We start from the raw sequence: 16,064 nt of genomic DNA, 5'->3' as shown, positions 1-16,064 counted from the left end.
CGGACTTGAGCGTGCCAACATCGGACTTGAGCGTGCCCACATCCGACTCTATCGACGCCAGTCGTACATCCATCACATCTTGACGCGACGCCATATTCCCCATGTCGACATTCATCGAAATCAAGCGCGATGCGACCGAACGGCCATCCAGGTCACCGATGCTGGTGCGGATGTCGCCCATGCTGGCGTGGATCGCCGCCAACTGCTCATGGATTTGGGTCACCGTCACAGTATCCCTGGTGATCTGGTGATCGCGCCACAGTTCTAGTTCGCATACGCGTTGTTCAAGAGACTTCCCGCTGGTACTCATGGTCGAACCCTCCCCTGGCCACTCGGTTGTCGAAAGCACGTTCGACAATAGCGTTGGGCTCTGACAACTTCCAAGCTTCGGCCGGAATACATTTCCGACACACCGGAGACACGCTGGCCTGCCTATTCGAGAGACGGCAGGCCTTGTGCGCCACGGCGATTCGCCTCAGATGCCGAGGACCAGCTTGGCGGTGGTGAAGTAGATGATCAGGCCGGTGGCGTCGACCAGGGTGGTGACCATCGGGGCCGAGACGACCGCCGGATCGATGTGGAATCGCTTGGCGAGCAATGGCATGGTGCCACCGATGGTCGCGGCCCAGCCGCAGATGATGACCAGGGTGATGCCGACGACCAGTGCGGTGCCCGGATCGACGAACAGCGCGCCGATGGCGACGCCCGCGGTGGCCAGCATGGTGCCGAGTACCAGGCCGACGCGGCATTCGCGCCAGATCACCTTGAACAGGTCGGAGCCGCGCACCTCGCCGACGGCGACCGCACGCACACATGCGGTCGCCGCCTGGGCACCCGCATTCCCGCCCGCGCCGATGAGCAGCGGGATGAACAGCGCCAGATGCGCCGCCTGTTGCAGGGTGCCCTCGAAGAAGTCGGTGACGCTGACCGTCAGGGTGGCCGCGAACAGCAACAGCAGCAACCACAGTGCGCGATAACGGGCCAGCTGGAACACCTTCGCCGCCATGTAGTGGCCCTCCCACGGCGCCGAACCCGCCTGCTTGGCGACGTCCTCACTGTCGGCGGCCTCGATGACCTCCACGGCGTCATCGATGGTGAGCAGCCCGACCAGCCGGTCCTCGCTGTCGACGACGGGCAGGTTGATGACATTGGTTTCGCGCATCAGCCGCGCCGCCTTCTCGGCGGAGTCGGTCGCGCGCACGAATGTCGGCTCGGTGACGACCAGATCCGACACCATGGTCTCGGGACGGCTCAGTACCAGCTCACGCAATTCGACAATCCCGGTGAGCCGGCGACCGGCGTCGACAACGGGCAGCGTGTACACCGTTTCGGCATTGATGCCCTTGATCCGTACCGTCTGCAGAGCGTCGGGCACGCTCAGATTGCGCGGCAGCGCAACGACTTCCGGCGTCATGTACAGCCCGACCGAACCCTCCGGATAGCCGAGCAGCGCAGCGGTCATCCGGCGTTCGCGCGCGCTCAGTCCGGCCAGCACCTTCTTGGCGACCTTGGCCGGTGCCTCGCGCAGCATCCTGGCGCGGTCGTCGGGATCCATGGCCTCGACCAGATCGCGGAAGCTCTGATCGCGCAGACCCTCCAGAATCTGTTGCTGGTCAACGGGTTCGAGCTCCTCGAAGACGGCGAGCGCCAGATCCTTGTCGAGGAGACGGAACGCGACGCCCGCCTGGATGGCGTCCATGCGTGCGAGTTCGTCCGCTATGACATGCGGCTGCTGGTTGTCGAGCCAGTCGAGTGCGGCGTCGACACGATGGGTGTCCACGATGTCCTGCAGGGATGCGGACAGCGTCGGACGTGCTTCGATGAGATCGGTCTGCGACATGGGAGGTCCTCAGCACACGGCGAGATAAGCGAGTGAATCGAAAGAACGAAGTCACACCGCGGGCACCAACCCCGGGACCGACTACTACAGGACGGTTTTACGAAGGGGCGGTGCCGCGCGGCCTTCGACTGGGAGGTTCGCTGCGCATCGCAACCCCACCTCCTCAACGCCACCACAGGGCCGTCACCACTGCGGATTTCTCGAATGCGCCGCCCGGATCGGGCCGACCGCACAGCTTCCGGTTGAAGGATACATGCGGTGACGCGGGTGTTCACACTCGAATCGCGTAAAGATCGACGATATCTCGCTCGACTATGATCGAACCCACATCCGGTGTCAGGATGGCAAGGTGGCGCCGACGGCGATCTCGACATCGGGCCAGGGCGGCGTGTGCTCCACCCAGTCCGGGAGCGGCCCGTCCTGTACACCGAACAGATACAGATTCGGTACCAGATCGCGCAGGGCCTGATGCACCTCCAGGCGGTCGTCGATCATGTGCGTGATTCCCAATTCCGCGCAGTGCTTCGCCTTATCCGCCCTTGCCCGGCAGAACTGCACGTTATCCTCGGGCACGCCCGTTCGGTCGTAGAACGCGTGGTGGTCGAGCCACCGCAGGGTGCGCTCCTGAACCCGGGGCCCGCATTTCGAGATGACCCACGCCTGGCCGTCGAACCGACGCACCAACCGCGCCAATACCTCGAATGCGTCGGCACTCGGCGGGGATGCCAGCGCCTGCTCGATTCCCCCGGACAGAAATACGGTGTCCGCAGCACCCGCCGCGAAGGCCGCCCCCTGGATGACCCGGCCGAAGTCGATGCCGAGTCGCTGTTGTCTTTCTTGGTTCATCGACCTTCAGCATGACCCGGACCGCACCCGCGCCGCCAGCGAATTTTCCGGCCAGCAGGAGATTCGACGCACGCCGAGCCGAACTCTGCACCAATCATGGGAGGCCCGCGAGGATCGTTGCGGCTAGGTTCGGTGAAAACATACGAAGGAGAGATCTGTGCGCTTCGGCATCTTCATTCCACAGGGGTGGCGGCTGGATTTGGTCGATATCGACCCGGCGGCGCAATGGGGGGTGATGCGCGATCTCGCCCAGCGGGCGGATGCCGGAGATACCTGGGAATCGCTATGGGTGTACGACCACTTCCACACGGTGCCGGTGCCGACCGAAGAGGCGACGCACGAGGCGTGGACGCTGATGGCGGCGTTCGCGGCCACCACATCGCGCATTCGGCTGGGGCAGATGTGTACCGCGATCAGCTACCGCAATCCGGCATATCTGGCGAAGGTCGCCGCGACCACGGATCTGATCTCCGGCGGCCGGGTCGAGATGGGCATCGGCGGCGGCTGGTACGAACACGAGTGGCGCGCTTACGGTTACGGGTTTCCGTCGGCGGGTGAGCGGCTCGGGCGGCTCGACGAGGGCGTGCAGATTTTCCGCCAGGCCTGGACCGAGGGCAAGGCCACGCTGGACGGTAAGTACTACCAGGTCGACGGTGCGATCGTGCGGCCACTTCCATTGCAGGAGGACGGTATTCCGATCTGGGTCGCGGGCGGTGGCGAAAAGAAGACGCTGCGAATCGCGGCAAAGTACGCCCAATACACCAACTTCAGCGGCGCACCGCAGGAATTCACCCACAAGTCCGAGATCCTGCGCGCGCACTGCGCCGAGGTAGGCACCGATTTCGACGCCATCGTGCGCTCCTCGAACTTCAACGCGGTCATCGGATCCACCGAAGCCGAAGTAGAGCAACGCCTTTCGGCCCTGCAGGCCCGCTTGGCCACGGTGATCAGCGACGACCAGGCCAAATCCTTCGTCGACGGCATGCTCCGCACCTCCCCCGCCGTCGGCACCCCGGAACAGATCACCGAGCGCCTGTCCGCCGTCCGCGAACTCGGCCTCGGCTACGCCATCTTCAACTTCCCCGAAGCCGCCTACGACACCAGCGGAATCGACCTGTTCGAACGCGAAATAGCCTCGGCCCTGCGGTAACCGCTCGAGGTCCGCAGGCTGCGGCGCCTGCGGACCTCGCACTTCCCACCATTGGGACCGCTGACACAATAGTCGGCGATCAGCTCACGACACGATGACTCGGGAGATATCTGTGGTGCATGGCAATCCGGGCCGCTATGCGGACGCGCCCACGCCGCCTCCACCTGTGCAGCCGCGGTTCGAACCCGACGCGAACGGGTCACTGCACTACGTCGAACCGGCACGCAAACCCGAAGCGACAAAATACGATTCGATGTCGCTGAACGCCGGTCGGCCGCGCCACGACGGCACCATCGAAGAGCCGAGGTGGTCGATGCTCATCGCCTTCGCCATCGATCTGCTGGTGCACGCAGCCATCGGCGGCGCCGTCTGGCTCACGATCACCCAACACTCCCCAGACCCCGGGCAGGCCATTCCCCTGGCCGTAACCGCCGCCGTCGCCACATCTTTCGTGCACCGCACATTCATCCAACGCATAACCGGCACAACCTTCGGCAAAGCATTCTTCGGCCTACGCCTGCGCTACCCCGACGGCACCTTCCCCACCCTCTGGCAATTGATCAAACTCTGGTGCGTAGGCACCTTCACCGTCGTAGTAACTCCCCTCCAACTCTTCGGCTGAGCCGTTTCTCGAAACGTAAGGGGCCGAGAGCAGTCAGTCTTCCTGCGGCATGTCGCAGATCTGCACCAACTCGGGTTCGCGAGACCGTGTCACAAGAACTCCACGGCCCGGCGGCAGTGGCGACGCTCGTACACCAGCGATCAGCGCCCCCTCCTCCCGGGACCCGCTCATTACCACCCCTTCGGTCCCGAGATCACGCAACCTGCTGAGCACCGGATCGTAGAGGGCACGTCCGGCACCGCCGGTGCGCCGGGTGAGGATCAGGTGGAACCCGAGATCCCTTGCCTGTGCGAGGTAGTCGACCAGTGGCAGCAGTGGATTACTCGAGCTGGTGACGACCAGGTCGTAATCATCGACGATGATGAACAGCTCGGGCCCATGCCACCAACTGCGATCGCGTAGTTGCTGCGGCGTGACATCCGGTCCCGGGGTGCGACGAGAAAGGAACCCGGCAAGTTCGGTAACGGTGGCCGACGCGGCCTGCTGGCTGGTCGAGTAACTCGCGAGGTGTAGGTCGTCGACCGTGCCGAGCATCGATCGCCGAAAGTCGAACAGCGCAATCCTCGCTTGCTCCGGGGCGGCGTGTTCGGTCAGTCCGGCGACAATATTTCGTAGCAGCGTCGTCTTGCCCGATTCGGAGTCTGCGAACACCAGAAAGTGTGGCTGGCTACGGAAATCCAGCACCACCGGCTCGAGATCGGATTCGCGTACGCCCACCACGATGCGATTCCAGCTCGGTTCGATTCCCGATATCGCGGCGGCCTCGAGAACCTCGGTGCGCGTGACGCGGTCCGGCAGCATCCGAATCTCCGGCGCGCGGCGATCGGGATATTCCTGGCTCAGCTGCCGCACGGCGGCTTGTATCCCCGCGGATAACGTGTCGAAGTCGCTATTCGAGTCCAGCCGCGGCAGCGCCATCATCATGTGCAGGACACCATTCGGTCCGAGAATCAGTCCACGGCCCGACACTCCGGGCACCAGGGCCGCCGCCTGCCTGCTGAGCGTGGATTCATTCGGATCGTCGAGCCGCAGCTCCACTCGCAGTCCGAATCGCTCGCGGATCGCGGGTCGCAGATGCTGCCATCCGGATACCGAGATAATCACGTGGATACCGAACTGGCTGCCCTGTACTGCAAGAGCATTCAGGTCGGTGTCCAGTGATTCGAACTGCCGGAGCAATTCTCGCCACCCGTCGACGACGAGGAATACTTGGCCGAACCGATCCGACCGCGGCGGATCCGCGGCACGGTTTGCGTCGAGCGGGGTAACACCATCCGACAGCCAAGGCGGGAGATCAGGCGTCGACGTGCTCTTCTCCGCGGCGAACAGCTCTGAACGCCTGCGCAGCAATGCGGTCAACTCGGCCACGGTGCGCCGCACTCGATCCGGATCCGAGCCGTCCGCGACCGACCCCACGTGCGGCATGCCCGCGAAGTCCGCGAACAATCCACCGTCGAAGTCGAGTATGTAGAACTGAACCGCCTCAGGTGAACGCGTTGCCGCGATCGACATGACCATGGTCGCCAATGCCCTGGACTTGCCGGACTTTCGGCCGCCCGCCACTGCGATACTTCCTCGAGCACCCCCGGTCGGCATCATCGTCAGCACATCTTGACGCTGGTAGTAGGGATCATCGATCACGCCGATCGGCGCCTGTGACCACTCCGGTGTGCTCAGGGGTGATATCAGCATGTCGATCGTCCTCGGCACGGTCAACGGCGGCAACCACACCGTACGTGCTGGTCGTGCACCCCCCTGCAGTTGCGCCACCAATGCTTCGAGCAGCGTCCGCTGAACCGTTGCGCCGGTGTGGTTTCCAGGTCCGCCGCGCTCGGGTCGCGATACGTACGCGGCGCGGAAGCGAACCAACTCGGTGTGCTCGTATCTCAAGTAGCCGTGTCCCGGCGTCCTCGGCAGCTGATACGCATCCGGCACACCGATAACCGCACGTGATTCATTGGCCGAGAACGTATGCAACGCGATCCGATAGGACAGGTGCCCCTCGATCGCACCGATCCGGTAACCGTCGAGTCGTTGCGTTGCCAGCAGCAGATGCAGTCCCAATGAACGACCGAGACGTCCGATCATGACCAGCGCGTCCGCGAATCCTGGCCGCTGCGTGAGAAGTTCGGCGAACTCGTCCACGATAATGAGCAACGCGGGCAGGGGATCGAGCTCCACGCCCACCATACGCGCCGACTCGTATTCGTCGATGTTCGCGAATTGCCCTGTCGACTGCAGCAACTCCTGCCGTCGCGCCACTTCACCCGCGATCGTCTCGATAAGGCGATCGACCAGCGCAAGATCAGCCTCCAGGTCAGCGACGATCGCCGAAACATGTGGCAGCTCGGCGAAACCGTCGAACGCGTCGCCGCCCTTGGCGGAGATCAGCAGGAAGTTGAGCGCGTCCGGCGCGTGGTTGAGCGCCAGACCAGCGACAATATTCTTCAGGAAGGTCGACTTGCCCGATCCTGTGGCACCGACCACCAGACCGTGCGGCCCCATACCCGCCTCTGCGGCTTGCTTCAGATCCAGCTCGACGGTTTCACCCGTCGGCGTCACACCGATCGCAACTCGCAGCCGCTCACGCCCCCTCCTCGGCCGCCACGCCACGTCGAGATCGACCCGGTCGTCGGCATCCAGTCCGAACAGTTCAGCGAAGTCGACCTCACCGTCGAAGAGCGAACGCCGCACCTGCGGACCTTGCGCGGCGGGCCATGCTCCGACGACTCGGCCGACCAATTCGCCCGCGCCGTCTGTCATCTCCACCATGCCCACCGAATCCGGTTGCAGCTCACGCAGATCCGGCATGGCGATGCGGAACGGCCGCTGCCCGTACAGTGCCCAGCCCGGCCCCTCCGGCAGACGCGCGGCGCGCTCGGGATTGAGCCGCGACTCCACCGGTCGATGCAGCCGAAGTTCGATATGGGCGGGCAGCAGATCGGCCAGCCAGTCCGGGATTTCGGTCCAGTCGCGGGCCGTCGCGACCACGTGCACGCCGTACTCCGGACCCGCACTCGCCACCTGTTTGATCTTGCTGTCGAGTTCGGCGATGTGCTCCCGGAAGTCACCCCACCGATCGATCAGCAGGAATATGTCGGCGACCGGTCCGTCGGTCAGCAAGGGCCGGGCAGCTCGCAGGCTGGCGGGTGAGTCGATATCGTTGTCGCGGTAGAGCTTCTTGCGAGTGCGGATCTCGGCGGTGATCTGCTCCAGCAGCATCAGCACTTGCTCGGGTTCGTCATCGCTGGCCACGTCGGCGAGGTGCGGTAATGCGCTCATCGAACCCAGGCGGTTGCTGGACTCCAGTACATAGATCTGCACCTCGTCCGGGGTATGCGTCAGTGCCAGTGATCCGGCGAGGGTGCGCAGCAGTGTGCTCTTGCCCGCCCCGGCTCGACCGACTACCAGAAGGTTCCCATCGGAACCGGCCAGATCCAGCCAGACGGTCTCCCCCTCCGCGCCGTCCGCGCGCCGCTCCTGACCGATCGGCACCTTCAGTCGCCCTGTCCCCCACCAGTTCTCGGCACGGAGCCCCGCGACCGGATCGCGTTCGAGGCGACCGAGCAATTCGCCGAGTTGGACTCGATCCCCTGCCTCGAGGATGCTGGAGTACTTGCGCCGGACCCGTGCGACGTACACCTCATCCTTGAACACCCCGTAATGATTCGGGGTCTGCCTGCTCGTACGGTTACGCACATCGGCACTGACATAGGTCCACAGATCGTGCGTTCCGATGAGGCCGCTGCCGTTGTCGGCAAGGCCGGTGCCGATGCCCTTCACCAGCGCCGAGGTGAAGACAGAAAGGGGCGCGGACTGGTCCGCGGTCATCCGTCCGTCCTCGGCGGTCTCGATCGCGCTGGATGCGGTCAGCACGCAAATACCGTCTCCCGCGGCGAGTTCGCGGCCGACATCATCGATATCCGGCGCGGACTTGACCACATCCGGGCCGAGAAAGGCGCCGCTGTAGCAGCAGTCCAGCAGAATGATCTTCGCCGCCGCGGCCGATTCCCTGATCAGTTCCCGAATGAACGTCGAGGACACCGCCGTACTGCTGATCAACTGCGGGTCGGTATTGCTGGTCGCCAGATACAGGTTCTGTCTGGTCCGCAGGCCGTGACCGGAGAAGTAGAAGAGGACGACGTCCTCCGGCTCGGCCCCGCGGAACAACCGCTCGATGCTGCGTTCGATCTCGGCCTTGGACTCGTTGATCAACAGCTCGGTCGGCCGGAAACCACCGATCTCCGGGTCGCGCAACAACTCTCGCAGCTGATCGGCGTCGGCGACCGGCGCGTAGAGCCGAGGCAGGCCGTCGAAGTGGTAGGTGTCGTTGGCGACGAATAGCGCCAGTCGGCGTCCGGTCGGGCTACTCATCGTCGAGCAGGTCGCGCAGCTGGTCGACGATCTTGTCGACCTGCCCGTCGCTGGGCCGAGCGATGGTGACCTCCCGATCGCCATTTTTCACAGTGACCGAACCGGCCCTCGTGCGGTCCAGGAACTTGATCACGATGTCCCGGATCGCCCAGGCCATGGTGCCGATCGCACCACCGGAGGCCACCAGCTGGCCGACCTGCTCGAGCGCTCCGGATTTCATGCCATCGCCCGCGGCCGCCGTCGCACGCCGTACGACAAGACCCCTGATCTCGCGCAGATCCGCCTGTAGCTCATCGGTCAGTTCGTCGAGCCACTCCGAATCTCGTCGGCTGCCGGAATTGATCACCAGCACAACATCGGCCATGGCCGTCGCCCCTCCTGTCGACCCATATGCACTATGGTCCGACAACTCTAGCCAGGAGAGCCGAAAGGGGCGGCCGCGCAACGCCAGACCGCCCCTTTCGGACATCGACTACAGCATGCAGGAGACGCAGCCCTCGACTTCGGTTCCCTCCAAAGCCATTTGGCGTAGGCGGATGTAGTAGAGGGTTTTGATGCCCTTGCGCCAGGCGTAGATCTGGGCGCGGTTGAGGTCGCGGGTGGTGGCGGTGTCCTTGAAGAAGAGGGTCAGCGACAGGCCCTGGTCCACGTGCTGGGTGGCGGCGGCGTAGGTGTCGATGATCTTCTCGTAGCCGATTTCGTAGGCGTCGTCGTAGTACTCGAGGTTGTCGTTGTCGAGGTAGGGCGCCGGGTAGTAGACGCGGCCGATCTTGCCTTCCTTGCGGATCTCGATCTTCGACGCCACGGGGTGGATCGAGCTGGTGGAGTGGTTGATGTAGGAGATCGAACCGGTCGGCGGTACGGCCTGCAGGTTCTGGTTGTAGATGCCGTGCTCCATGACCGAGGCCTTCAGCTCACGCCAATCGTCCTTGGTCGGAATGTGCACGCCCGCATCGGCGAACAGCCGCGCGACCCGTTCGGTCTTCGGCTCCCACACCTGATCGGTGTACTTGTCGAAGTACTCACCGGAGGCGTACTTGGATTCGGGGAAGCCGCCGAAATATGCGCCGCGCTCCTTCGCGATCAGGTTCGAGGCCCGAATCGCGTGGTACACCACGGTATAGAAGTAGATATTGGTGAAGTCGATGCCCTCTTCGGACCCGTAGTGCACCCGCTCACGGGCCAGATACCCGTGCAGGTTCATCTGGCCGAGGCCGATCGCGTGGGATTCGTTGTTGCCCTGCTCGATCGAGGGCACCGAGTAGATATGCGTCTGATCCGATACCGCGGTCAGCGCCCGGATCGCCACCTCGATGGTCCGCGCGAAGTCGGGTGAATCCATCGTCTTGGCGATGTTCAACGAGCCGAGATTGCACGAAATGTCCTTGCCCACCTCGGCATAGGACAGATCGTCGTTGAACAGCGACGGCGTCGACACCTGCAGGATCTCCGAGCACAGATTCGAGTGCGTGATCTTGCCCGCGATCGGATTGGCCCGGTTCACCGTGTCCTCGAACATGATGTACGGGTAGCCGGATTCGAACTGCAGCTCGGCAATGGTCTGGAAGAACTCGCGCGCCTTGATCTTCGACTTGCGGATGCGCTTGTCGTCGACCATCTCGTAGTACTTCTCGGTGACATTGATATCGGCGAACGGCACCCCGTAGATGCGCTCCACGTCGTACGGCGAGAAGAGGTACATATCCTCGTTCTTCTTCGCCAGTTCGAAGGTGATGTCCGGGATCACCACACCCAGGGACAGTGTCTTGATGCGGATCTTCTCGTCCGCGTTCTCCCGCTTGGTGTCCAGGAACCGGTAGATGTCCGGGTGGTGCGCATGCAGGTACACCGCGCCCGCACCCTGCCGCGCACCGAGCTGATTGGCGTAGGAGAACGAATCCTCGAGCAGCTTCATGATCGGGATGACACCCGAGCTCTGGTTCTCGATCTTCTTGATCGGCGCACCGTGCTCACGAATATTGGTGAGCAGCAGGGCAACTCCGCCACCGCGCTTGGACAGCTGCAGCGCCGAATTGATGGAGCGCCCGATCGACTCCATGTTGTCCTCGATGCGCAGCAGGAAGCAGGACACCGGCTCACCGCGCTGCTTCTTACCCGAGTTGAGGAAGGTCGGGGTGGCGGGCTGAAAGCGCCCGTCGATGATCTCGTCGACCAGCTTGCTCGCGAGCACCTCGTCACCGGCCGCCAGCGTCAGCGCCACCATGCAAACCCGGTCCTCGAACCGCTCCAGGTAGCGCTTACCGTCGAAGGTCTTGAGCGTGTAGGAGGTGTAGTACTTGAACGCGCCGAGGAAGGTCGGGAACCGGAACTTCTTGGCGTAAGCCTGTTGGAACAGCGTTTTGATGAACGCGCGGCTGTACTGCTCGAGAACCTCTGCCTCGTAATAGTTCTCCTCGACCAGGTAGTCCAGCTTCTCGTCCAGATTGTGGAAGAAGACGGTGTTCTGGTTGACGTGCTGCAGGAAGTACTGGTGCGCGGCCTCACGGTCCTTGTCGAACTGGATCTTGCCGTCGGCGCCGTACAGGTTCAGCATCGCGTTGAGGGCGTGGTAGTCCATGACCTCGTCCGCCTCGGCGGTACGGACCGGAGGCTGCTCTAAGCGAGCCGTTTTGCCGGTCGGTGCTGTCGTTGCTGTTGCCAAAACAATCCCAATCCCTCTCGGACGCGCTCGACGTCCTCAGCGGTTCCCATGAGTTCGAAGCGATACAGGTAGGGCACCCCGCACTTACGCGAGATCACCTCGCCCGCATAGCAATAGGTATCGCCGAAGTTCGTGTTGCCCGCCGCGACGACGCCGCGCAGCAGCGCACGGTTGTGCGGATCGTTGAGGAACTTGGCGACCTGCCGCGGCACGAAATCCTTATCGGATCTATTTCCCCCCAGTACATGCCGACCGCCCCCGTAGGTGGGGACGATCAGCACGTATGGTTCGTCTACGCGCAGCGAGTCAGCGGTGTGCAGTGGTATGCGAGTCGCCGGGAGTCCCAGCTTCTCGACGAAGCGGTGCGTATTCTCCGAGGCGCTGGAGAAGTAGACCAGCGCTGTCGCTGTGGACATGGCTACCTCCTCCCCCTTCCATCGGATACACCGGAAAGCAGGGTGCGATCAGGCCGCCACGGTCGCGAGCGACTTGATGCGGTCGGGCCGGAAGCCGGACCAGTGGTCCTCACCGGCGACGACGACCGGAGCCTGCAGGTACCCCAGCGCCATGACGTAGTCACGCGCCTCGTCGTTCTCGGAGATGTCGATGACTTCGTAGTCCACCCCGGCCTTGTCGAGCGCCTTGTAGGTGGCATTGCACTGGACGCAAGCGGGCTTGGTGTACACGGTGATGGTCATTGATGTCCCTCTCTCCTATGCCTGATCCACAGCCTGTGATCCGTATGCAGTGCTTTGATCCGACTACGCTGCGCAAACTCCTGGATCCGTACCTGAAACCCCTGCTCAGCCGCTCGCGACCGAAGCTGATCTCATCCCGTCTTCCAGTACCGAAGACACTACACCTAGTGGCCGACAGAGTCATAAAACACGACATGTTGCGAGTCACAAAGATGAAATTCCCAAGCGGTAAGTACCTGGACGCTCGATTCGCAACCTGACACAACAGTGGCGCAGATCACAATTTCGTACCGTAGCGCCCTTCCAGCAAACTTCCTTCGACGTACGAAAAAGGGCCGCCCCCGCACTCCACGAAGGGAGCCGGGGGCGACCCTGACGGCAAGGCTCGACGCTCAGGCGGACACCAGTTCGCCGGTCGCCTGTACCAGTTCGTGCACGGTCGCGCCGAGCTGCGTCAGCGCCTCGGCATCCTCGCGCGGATGCGAGGCGGCGAACCGCTCGCCGAATCCGGCGAAGTGCAGGTGGGCGGTCTCGACAACCCGGGCGCCCGCGACGCCGAGCGCCTTGACCACATCGCCGTGCGCCCACTTGGCCGCATTCTGGCTGATCGAACCGCTGACCACCGCGACCGGGCGATCCTTGAGCGCGCCGGTACCGTACGGGCGCGAAGCCCAGTCGATGGCGTTCTTCAGTACGGCGGGGATGCTGCCGTTGTATTCGGGTGTCACCAGGAGCAGACCGTCGGATGCGGCGACCGCGTCACGCAGCGCCTGCGCGGCGGTGGGTACAGAGCCGGGCACGTCGAGATCCTCGTTGTAGAAGGGGATATCGGCGAGGCCCTCGTAGATGGTGAGCTCGACGCCCTCCGGCGCGGTCTGCGTCGCGGCCTCGGCGAGCCTGCGGTTGATCGAGGCGGCGCGAAGGCTGCCGACAAGAGTAAGAATCCGGGTCGCGCTCATGTTTTCTCCTGGTGTACTGAATGTGGTGTCCGTTCTTTTGCCTACACTAACCGGACCATGGTCCGATTCCATTCCCGGGAGAACCGCGAGAGGCCTGTGAGCTACAGCACATCCATGCCGGACGGAATGATGCCCGAGCGACCACTGCTCGGCATCGGTGCGCCCCTGCCCGGAAATCACGAACGCGCCGACGCCGCGCGCAACCGCCAGCTACTCCTGGACGCGGCGCAGGAGATCGTGCGCGAACAAGGCGTGGACAGCCTGACGATGGACGCACTCGCCAAGCGGGCAGGCGTCGGCAAGGGCACCGTCTTCCGGCGGTTCGGCAGCAGGTCGGGGCTACTGCGCGCGCTCTTGGACCACGCCGAGCGAAAGTTCCAGGAAGAGTTCATGTTCGGACCGCCGCCGCTGGGGCCCGGCGCACCGGCGGTGGAGCGACTGGTCGCCTTCGGCCGGGCCCGGCTACTCGATATCGAGGTCGCGGGCGAACTGCATCGCGCCGCGGAAATCGGCGAGGCGGGCGACCGCTTCACCGGCCCGCCCTACGGACTGCTGCGCGCGCACGTGACGATGCTGCTGCGGCAGGCACGGGTCGACGGCGATGTCGTACTGGTCGCCGATGGTCTGCTGGGCCTGCTCGGCGCCGCATTGGTGATGCATCAGATGCATGTCCTCGGTTACGACCGATGTCAGATCGGCGACAACTGGGAGGCGTTCGTTCGGCGGGTGGTCATCTCGGCGCGGCCAGTAGAGTGATACGTCATGGGGAACCTGCGTGAACAGATCATCGCCGAGTTGGGCGTCCAATCGAATATCGAACCGAAGCTCGAGGTTCGAAGCCGGGTCGATTTTCTCAAGGACTATCTGAGCGCAAGTCCCGCACGAGGTTTCGTACTCGGCATCAGCGGTGGTCAGGACAGCGCGCTGACCGGACGACTGTGCCAGCTCGCCGTCGAGGAACTGCGTGCCGACGGCGCGGATGCCGCCTTCATCGCGGTGCGACTGCCCTACGGCGTACAGGCCGATGAGGCCGACGCTCGGATCGCGCTGCGGTTCATCCAGCCCGACCGCTCGGTGGTGGTGAATATCCGCCCCGGCGCCAATGCCGTTGCCGCCGAAGTCGCCTCGGCGTTGCAGGTGGACAAGCTGCGCGATTTCGTGCGCGGCAATATCAAGGCCCGTGAACGCATGGTGACCCAGTACGCCATCGCCGGTCAGGAAAATATGCTCGTCGTCGGCACCGATCACGCGGCCGAGGCCGTCACCGGCTTCTTCACCAAATTCGGCGACGGCGGCGTCGACATCACCCCGCTGACCGGCCTCACCAAGCGCCAGGGCGCGGCGCTGCTGCAGGAACTCGGCGCGCCGTCGAGCATCTGGTCCAAGGTGCCGACCGCCGATCTCGAGGACGACCGACCGGCCCTGCCCGACGAGGAGGCGCTCGGCCTGCGCTACAGCGAGATCGATGACTATCTGGAGGGCAAGGACGTCACGCCGGAGGTCGCCCAGAAGCTGGAGACGATCTTCCTGAACACCCGCCACAAGCGCACCGTCCCGGTCACGCCGCTCGACACCTGGTGGCGCTGACTACTTCGGATCCGGGGTCTCCAGCAGCCTGCGGTGCAGCTCCTTGGTCATCTCGTGGATGGCCCTGGTCAGTTCGGTATTGGTCTTGAGCTCCAACTCCTGCTCGTTGAAGTCGTGATCGGCCTTCATCTGCTGGAACTCGGCCTGCCGATTCTGGCCGATCATCACGAAGGTGGACAGGAATATCGCCTCCAGGGAGACGACCAGGGTCAGCGTCGGCCATGGACTGTGTTCGGCCCAGATCATCCAGATCGCGAAACCGATGGCGTGGATGTAGACGAACCGCATCGACCCGGCGAATTTCGTGATCCAGTCCGCCACCCGCAGTTGCAGGCTCTCGCCCCGCACCTCGTGGAACCGCACCACTGCCGGGTGCCGCGCAGGTACCTGATTCGACGGCTGGGACATATCGACTCCTGATCCGGTCCGGCGAACTGCATTGGCGCAGATGCTAACCCGGTCGACGAGCGCCTACGCGCCCACACGCACCGTCAGCCGCCCGCGAAGGGTGGGAGGACGTCGACGCGGGGAGTCAGCGCGACCGACGGGTCGCGGGTGAGTTCGTCGCCGACCAGGTAGGCACAGACGGCGAGCATCTTGTCGAGGTCGGGGCCGTAGCACTCGGCGAGGGTGGTGCGCAGGTCGGCGACGGTGGCGTCGGCCGGAAAGTCCAGGCTTTCCCGGTCCTTGCCGACGACGTCGGCAATCGCGGCGAAGTAGCGGATCTCAACCACCGATGGCTCCCATCGTGCGCTCCGGCGGGACGAAATCCGCGGCATCGATCCCGTGTCCCGCCCATTTGTTCCACATGGCGCCGCGCCAGATGGTCGCGATCTCCTCGTCGTCCGCGCCCGACCGCAGCGCTTGGCGCACATCGAATTCCTGATCGCTGAACAGGCACGACCGCAGCATGCCGTCGGCGGTGAGCCGGGTCCGGTCGCAGGTGTCGCAGAATTTGCGGGTCACCGTCGCGATGATGCCGACCGCCGCCGGGCCGCCGTCGACAAGCCATTTCTCCGCCGGAGCGGCGGGATCCGACCGGCCGACCTCGGTCAGCGTGAACCTGGTACCGAGCACGTCGAGCAATTCGGCCGCGGTCACCATATCGGCGCGGGCCCATTCGTGATCGGCATCCAGCGGCATCTCCTCGATGAACCGCAGTTCACAGCCCTCGTCCAGACACCAGCGCAGCAGATCCGGCGCACCGGCGAGGGTATCGCGCATCAGTACGGCATTGATCTTCATCGGCGCCAGTCCGGCATCCTTCGCAGCGCGGATGCCCGCGAAGACCGACTCGAGCCGATCGCGGCGGGTCAGGCGGGCGAA

16 protein-coding genes are annotated in these 16,064 nt (G+C 64.1%); 4 read left to right on the top strand and 12 right to left on the bottom strand.

The features are described from left to right. The 3 genes from NP3_RS36795 to NP3_RS36785 form a co-directional block, all read right to left on the bottom strand. The coding region (locus tag NP3_RS36795; protein ID WP_218025001.1) for a hypothetical protein at positions 1-310 on the bottom strand (310 nt) is incomplete at its 3' end. 165 nt (positions 311-475) lie between these two features. Then, the gene (mgtE, locus tag NP3_RS36790; RefSeq protein WP_063046330.1) at positions 476-1,840 is read right to left on the bottom strand and encodes a magnesium transporter; all 1,365 of its coding nucleotides are present in this window, start codon (positions 1,838-1,840) and stop codon (positions 476-478) included. A 336-nt stretch (positions 1,841-2,176) separates the two neighbouring features. After that, positions 2,177-2,686: a hypothetical protein gene (locus NP3_RS36785; RefSeq protein WP_063046329.1), complete on the bottom strand. Its 510-nt coding sequence runs from the start codon at positions 2,684-2,686 to the stop codon at positions 2,177-2,179. Between the two features lie 157 nt (positions 2,687-2,843). Here NP3_RS36785 and NP3_RS36780 point away from each other — a divergent pair, with 157 nt between their 5' ends. Further along, on the top strand, positions 2,844-3,836 hold the full coding sequence (locus tag NP3_RS36780) for an LLM class F420-dependent oxidoreductase (RefSeq protein ID WP_063046328.1): 993 nt from the start codon (positions 2,844-2,846) through the stop codon (positions 3,834-3,836). 253 nt (positions 3,837-4,089) lie between these two features. Next, positions 4,090-4,458 carry an RDD family protein gene (locus NP3_RS36775; RefSeq protein ID WP_169814645.1) on the top strand — a complete coding sequence of 123 codons (369 nt, stop codon included), beginning with the start codon at positions 4,090-4,092 and terminating at the stop codon, positions 4,456-4,458. A 33-nt stretch (positions 4,459-4,491) separates the two neighbouring features. On the opposite strand, the gene eccCb is transcribed toward NP3_RS36775, so the two are convergent. The 6 genes from eccCb to NP3_RS36745 all read right to left on the bottom strand — a co-directional run bounded on the left by eccCb (position 4,492) and on the right by NP3_RS36745 (position 13,151). Then, positions 4,492-8,832 (bottom strand): type VII secretion protein EccCb, encoded by a 4,341-nt coding sequence (gene eccCb / locus NP3_RS36770; protein ID WP_063046326.1) that lies wholly within the window; start codon positions 8,830-8,832, stop codon positions 4,492-4,494. After that, positions 8,825-9,196, bottom strand: coding sequence for an effector-associated constant component EACC1 (locus NP3_RS36765; RefSeq protein WP_063046325.1), 372 nt, complete (start codon positions 9,194-9,196; stop codon positions 8,825-8,827). Before NP3_RS36765 ends, eccCb begins: the two co-directional genes overlap by 8 nt. A gap of 108 nt (positions 9,197-9,304) precedes the next feature. Continuing rightward, positions 9,305-11,410 (bottom strand): class 1b ribonucleoside-diphosphate reductase subunit alpha, encoded by a 2,106-nt coding sequence (gene nrdE, locus NP3_RS36760; protein ID WP_063046324.1) that lies wholly within the window; start codon positions 11,408-11,410, stop codon positions 9,305-9,307. A 38-nt stretch (positions 11,411-11,448) separates the two neighbouring features. Continuing rightward, entirely contained in the window at positions 11,449-11,910 is a 462-nt protein-coding gene (nrdI, locus tag NP3_RS36755; protein ID WP_063046323.1) for a class Ib ribonucleoside-diphosphate reductase assembly flavoprotein NrdI, read from the bottom strand. A 48-nt stretch (positions 11,911-11,958) separates the two neighbouring features. Continuing rightward, on the bottom strand, positions 11,959-12,192 hold the full coding sequence (locus NP3_RS36750; protein WP_040693941.1) for a redoxin NrdH: 234 nt from the start codon (positions 12,190-12,192) through the stop codon (positions 11,959-11,961). 392 nt (positions 12,193-12,584) lie between these two features. After that, positions 12,585-13,151, bottom strand: coding sequence for an NAD(P)H-dependent oxidoreductase (locus NP3_RS36745; protein WP_063046322.1), 567 nt, complete (start codon positions 13,149-13,151; stop codon positions 12,585-12,587). A 114-nt stretch (positions 13,152-13,265) separates the two neighbouring features. Between NP3_RS36745 and NP3_RS36740 the strand changes: the two genes are divergently transcribed. Continuing rightward, entirely contained in the window at positions 13,266-13,907 is a 642-nt protein-coding gene (locus NP3_RS36740; RefSeq protein ID WP_373864810.1) for a TetR/AcrR family transcriptional regulator, read from the top strand. 6 nt (positions 13,908-13,913) lie between these two features. Then, positions 13,914-14,738 carry an NAD(+) synthase gene (gene nadE, locus NP3_RS36735; protein WP_063046321.1) on the top strand — a complete coding sequence of 275 codons (825 nt, stop codon included), beginning with the start codon at positions 13,914-13,916 and terminating at the stop codon, positions 14,736-14,738. On the opposite strand, the gene NP3_RS36730 is transcribed toward nadE, so the two are convergent. The 3 genes from NP3_RS36730 to NP3_RS36720 form a co-directional block, all read right to left on the bottom strand. Then, positions 14,739-15,146 (bottom strand): DUF1003 domain-containing protein, encoded by a 408-nt coding sequence (locus tag NP3_RS36730; protein WP_084509482.1) that lies wholly within the window; start codon positions 15,144-15,146, stop codon positions 14,739-14,741. It lies immediately after the preceding gene. A gap of 83 nt (positions 15,147-15,229) precedes the next feature. After that, a complete protein-coding gene (locus NP3_RS36725) occupies positions 15,230-15,472 on the bottom strand; it encodes a MoaD/ThiS family protein (protein WP_063046320.1) in 243 nt (80 codons plus the stop codon). Continuing rightward, a partial coding sequence (locus NP3_RS36720; protein ID WP_373864809.1) for a GTP 3',8-cyclase MoaA occupies positions 15,465-16,064 on the bottom strand: 600 nt, incomplete at its 5' end. The genes NP3_RS36720 and NP3_RS36725, both read right to left, overlap by 8 nt.

It is taken from the genome of Nocardia pseudovaccinii NBRC 100343 (genome assembly GCF_001613225.1).
GTDB lineage: Bacteria > Actinomycetota > Actinomycetes > Mycobacteriales > Mycobacteriaceae > Nocardia > Nocardia pseudovaccinii.
Note: the sequence above shows the minus strand (reverse complement) of the source record. Positions and strands in the feature narration are given on the sequence as shown.

Coding starts and splice junctions, on each gene's coding strand:
- mgtE (WP_063046330.1), bottom strand. CDS start 1,840: ATGTCGCAGACCGATCTCATCGAAGCACGTCCGACGCTGTCCGCATCC.
- NP3_RS36785 (WP_063046329.1), bottom strand. CDS start 2,686: ATGAACCAAGAAAGACAACAGCGACTCGGCATCGACTTCGGCCGGGTC.
- NP3_RS36775 (WP_169814645.1), top strand. CDS start 4,090: ATGTCGCTGAACGCCGGTCGGCCGCGCCACGACGGCACCATCGAAGAG.
- eccCb (WP_063046326.1), bottom strand. CDS start 8,832: ATGAGTAGCCCGACCGGACGCCGACTGGCGCTATTCGTCGCCAACGAC.
- NP3_RS36765 (WP_063046325.1), bottom strand. CDS start 9,196: ATGGCCGATGTTGTGCTGGTGATCAATTCCGGCAGCCGACGAGATTCG.
- nrdE (WP_063046324.1), bottom strand. CDS start 11,410: ATGGACTACCACGCCCTCAACGCGATGCTGAACCTGTACGGCGCCGAC.
- nrdI (WP_063046323.1), bottom strand. CDS start 11,910: ATGTCCACAGCGACAGCGCTGGTCTACTTCTCCAGCGCCTCGGAGAAT.
- NP3_RS36750 (WP_040693941.1), bottom strand. CDS start 12,192: ATGACCATCACCGTGTACACCAAGCCCGCTTGCGTCCAGTGCAATGCC.
- NP3_RS36745 (WP_063046322.1), bottom strand. CDS start 13,151: ATGAGCGCGACCCGGATTCTTACTCTTGTCGGCAGCCTTCGCGCCGCC.
- NP3_RS36740 (WP_373864810.1), top strand. CDS start 13,266: ATGCCGGACGGAATGATGCCCGAGCGACCACTGCTCGGCATCGGTGCG.
- nadE (WP_063046321.1), top strand. CDS start 13,914: ATGGGGAACCTGCGTGAACAGATCATCGCCGAGTTGGGCGTCCAATCG.
- NP3_RS36730 (WP_084509482.1), bottom strand. CDS start 15,146: ATGTCCCAGCCGTCGAATCAGGTACCTGCGCGGCACCCGGCAGTGGTG.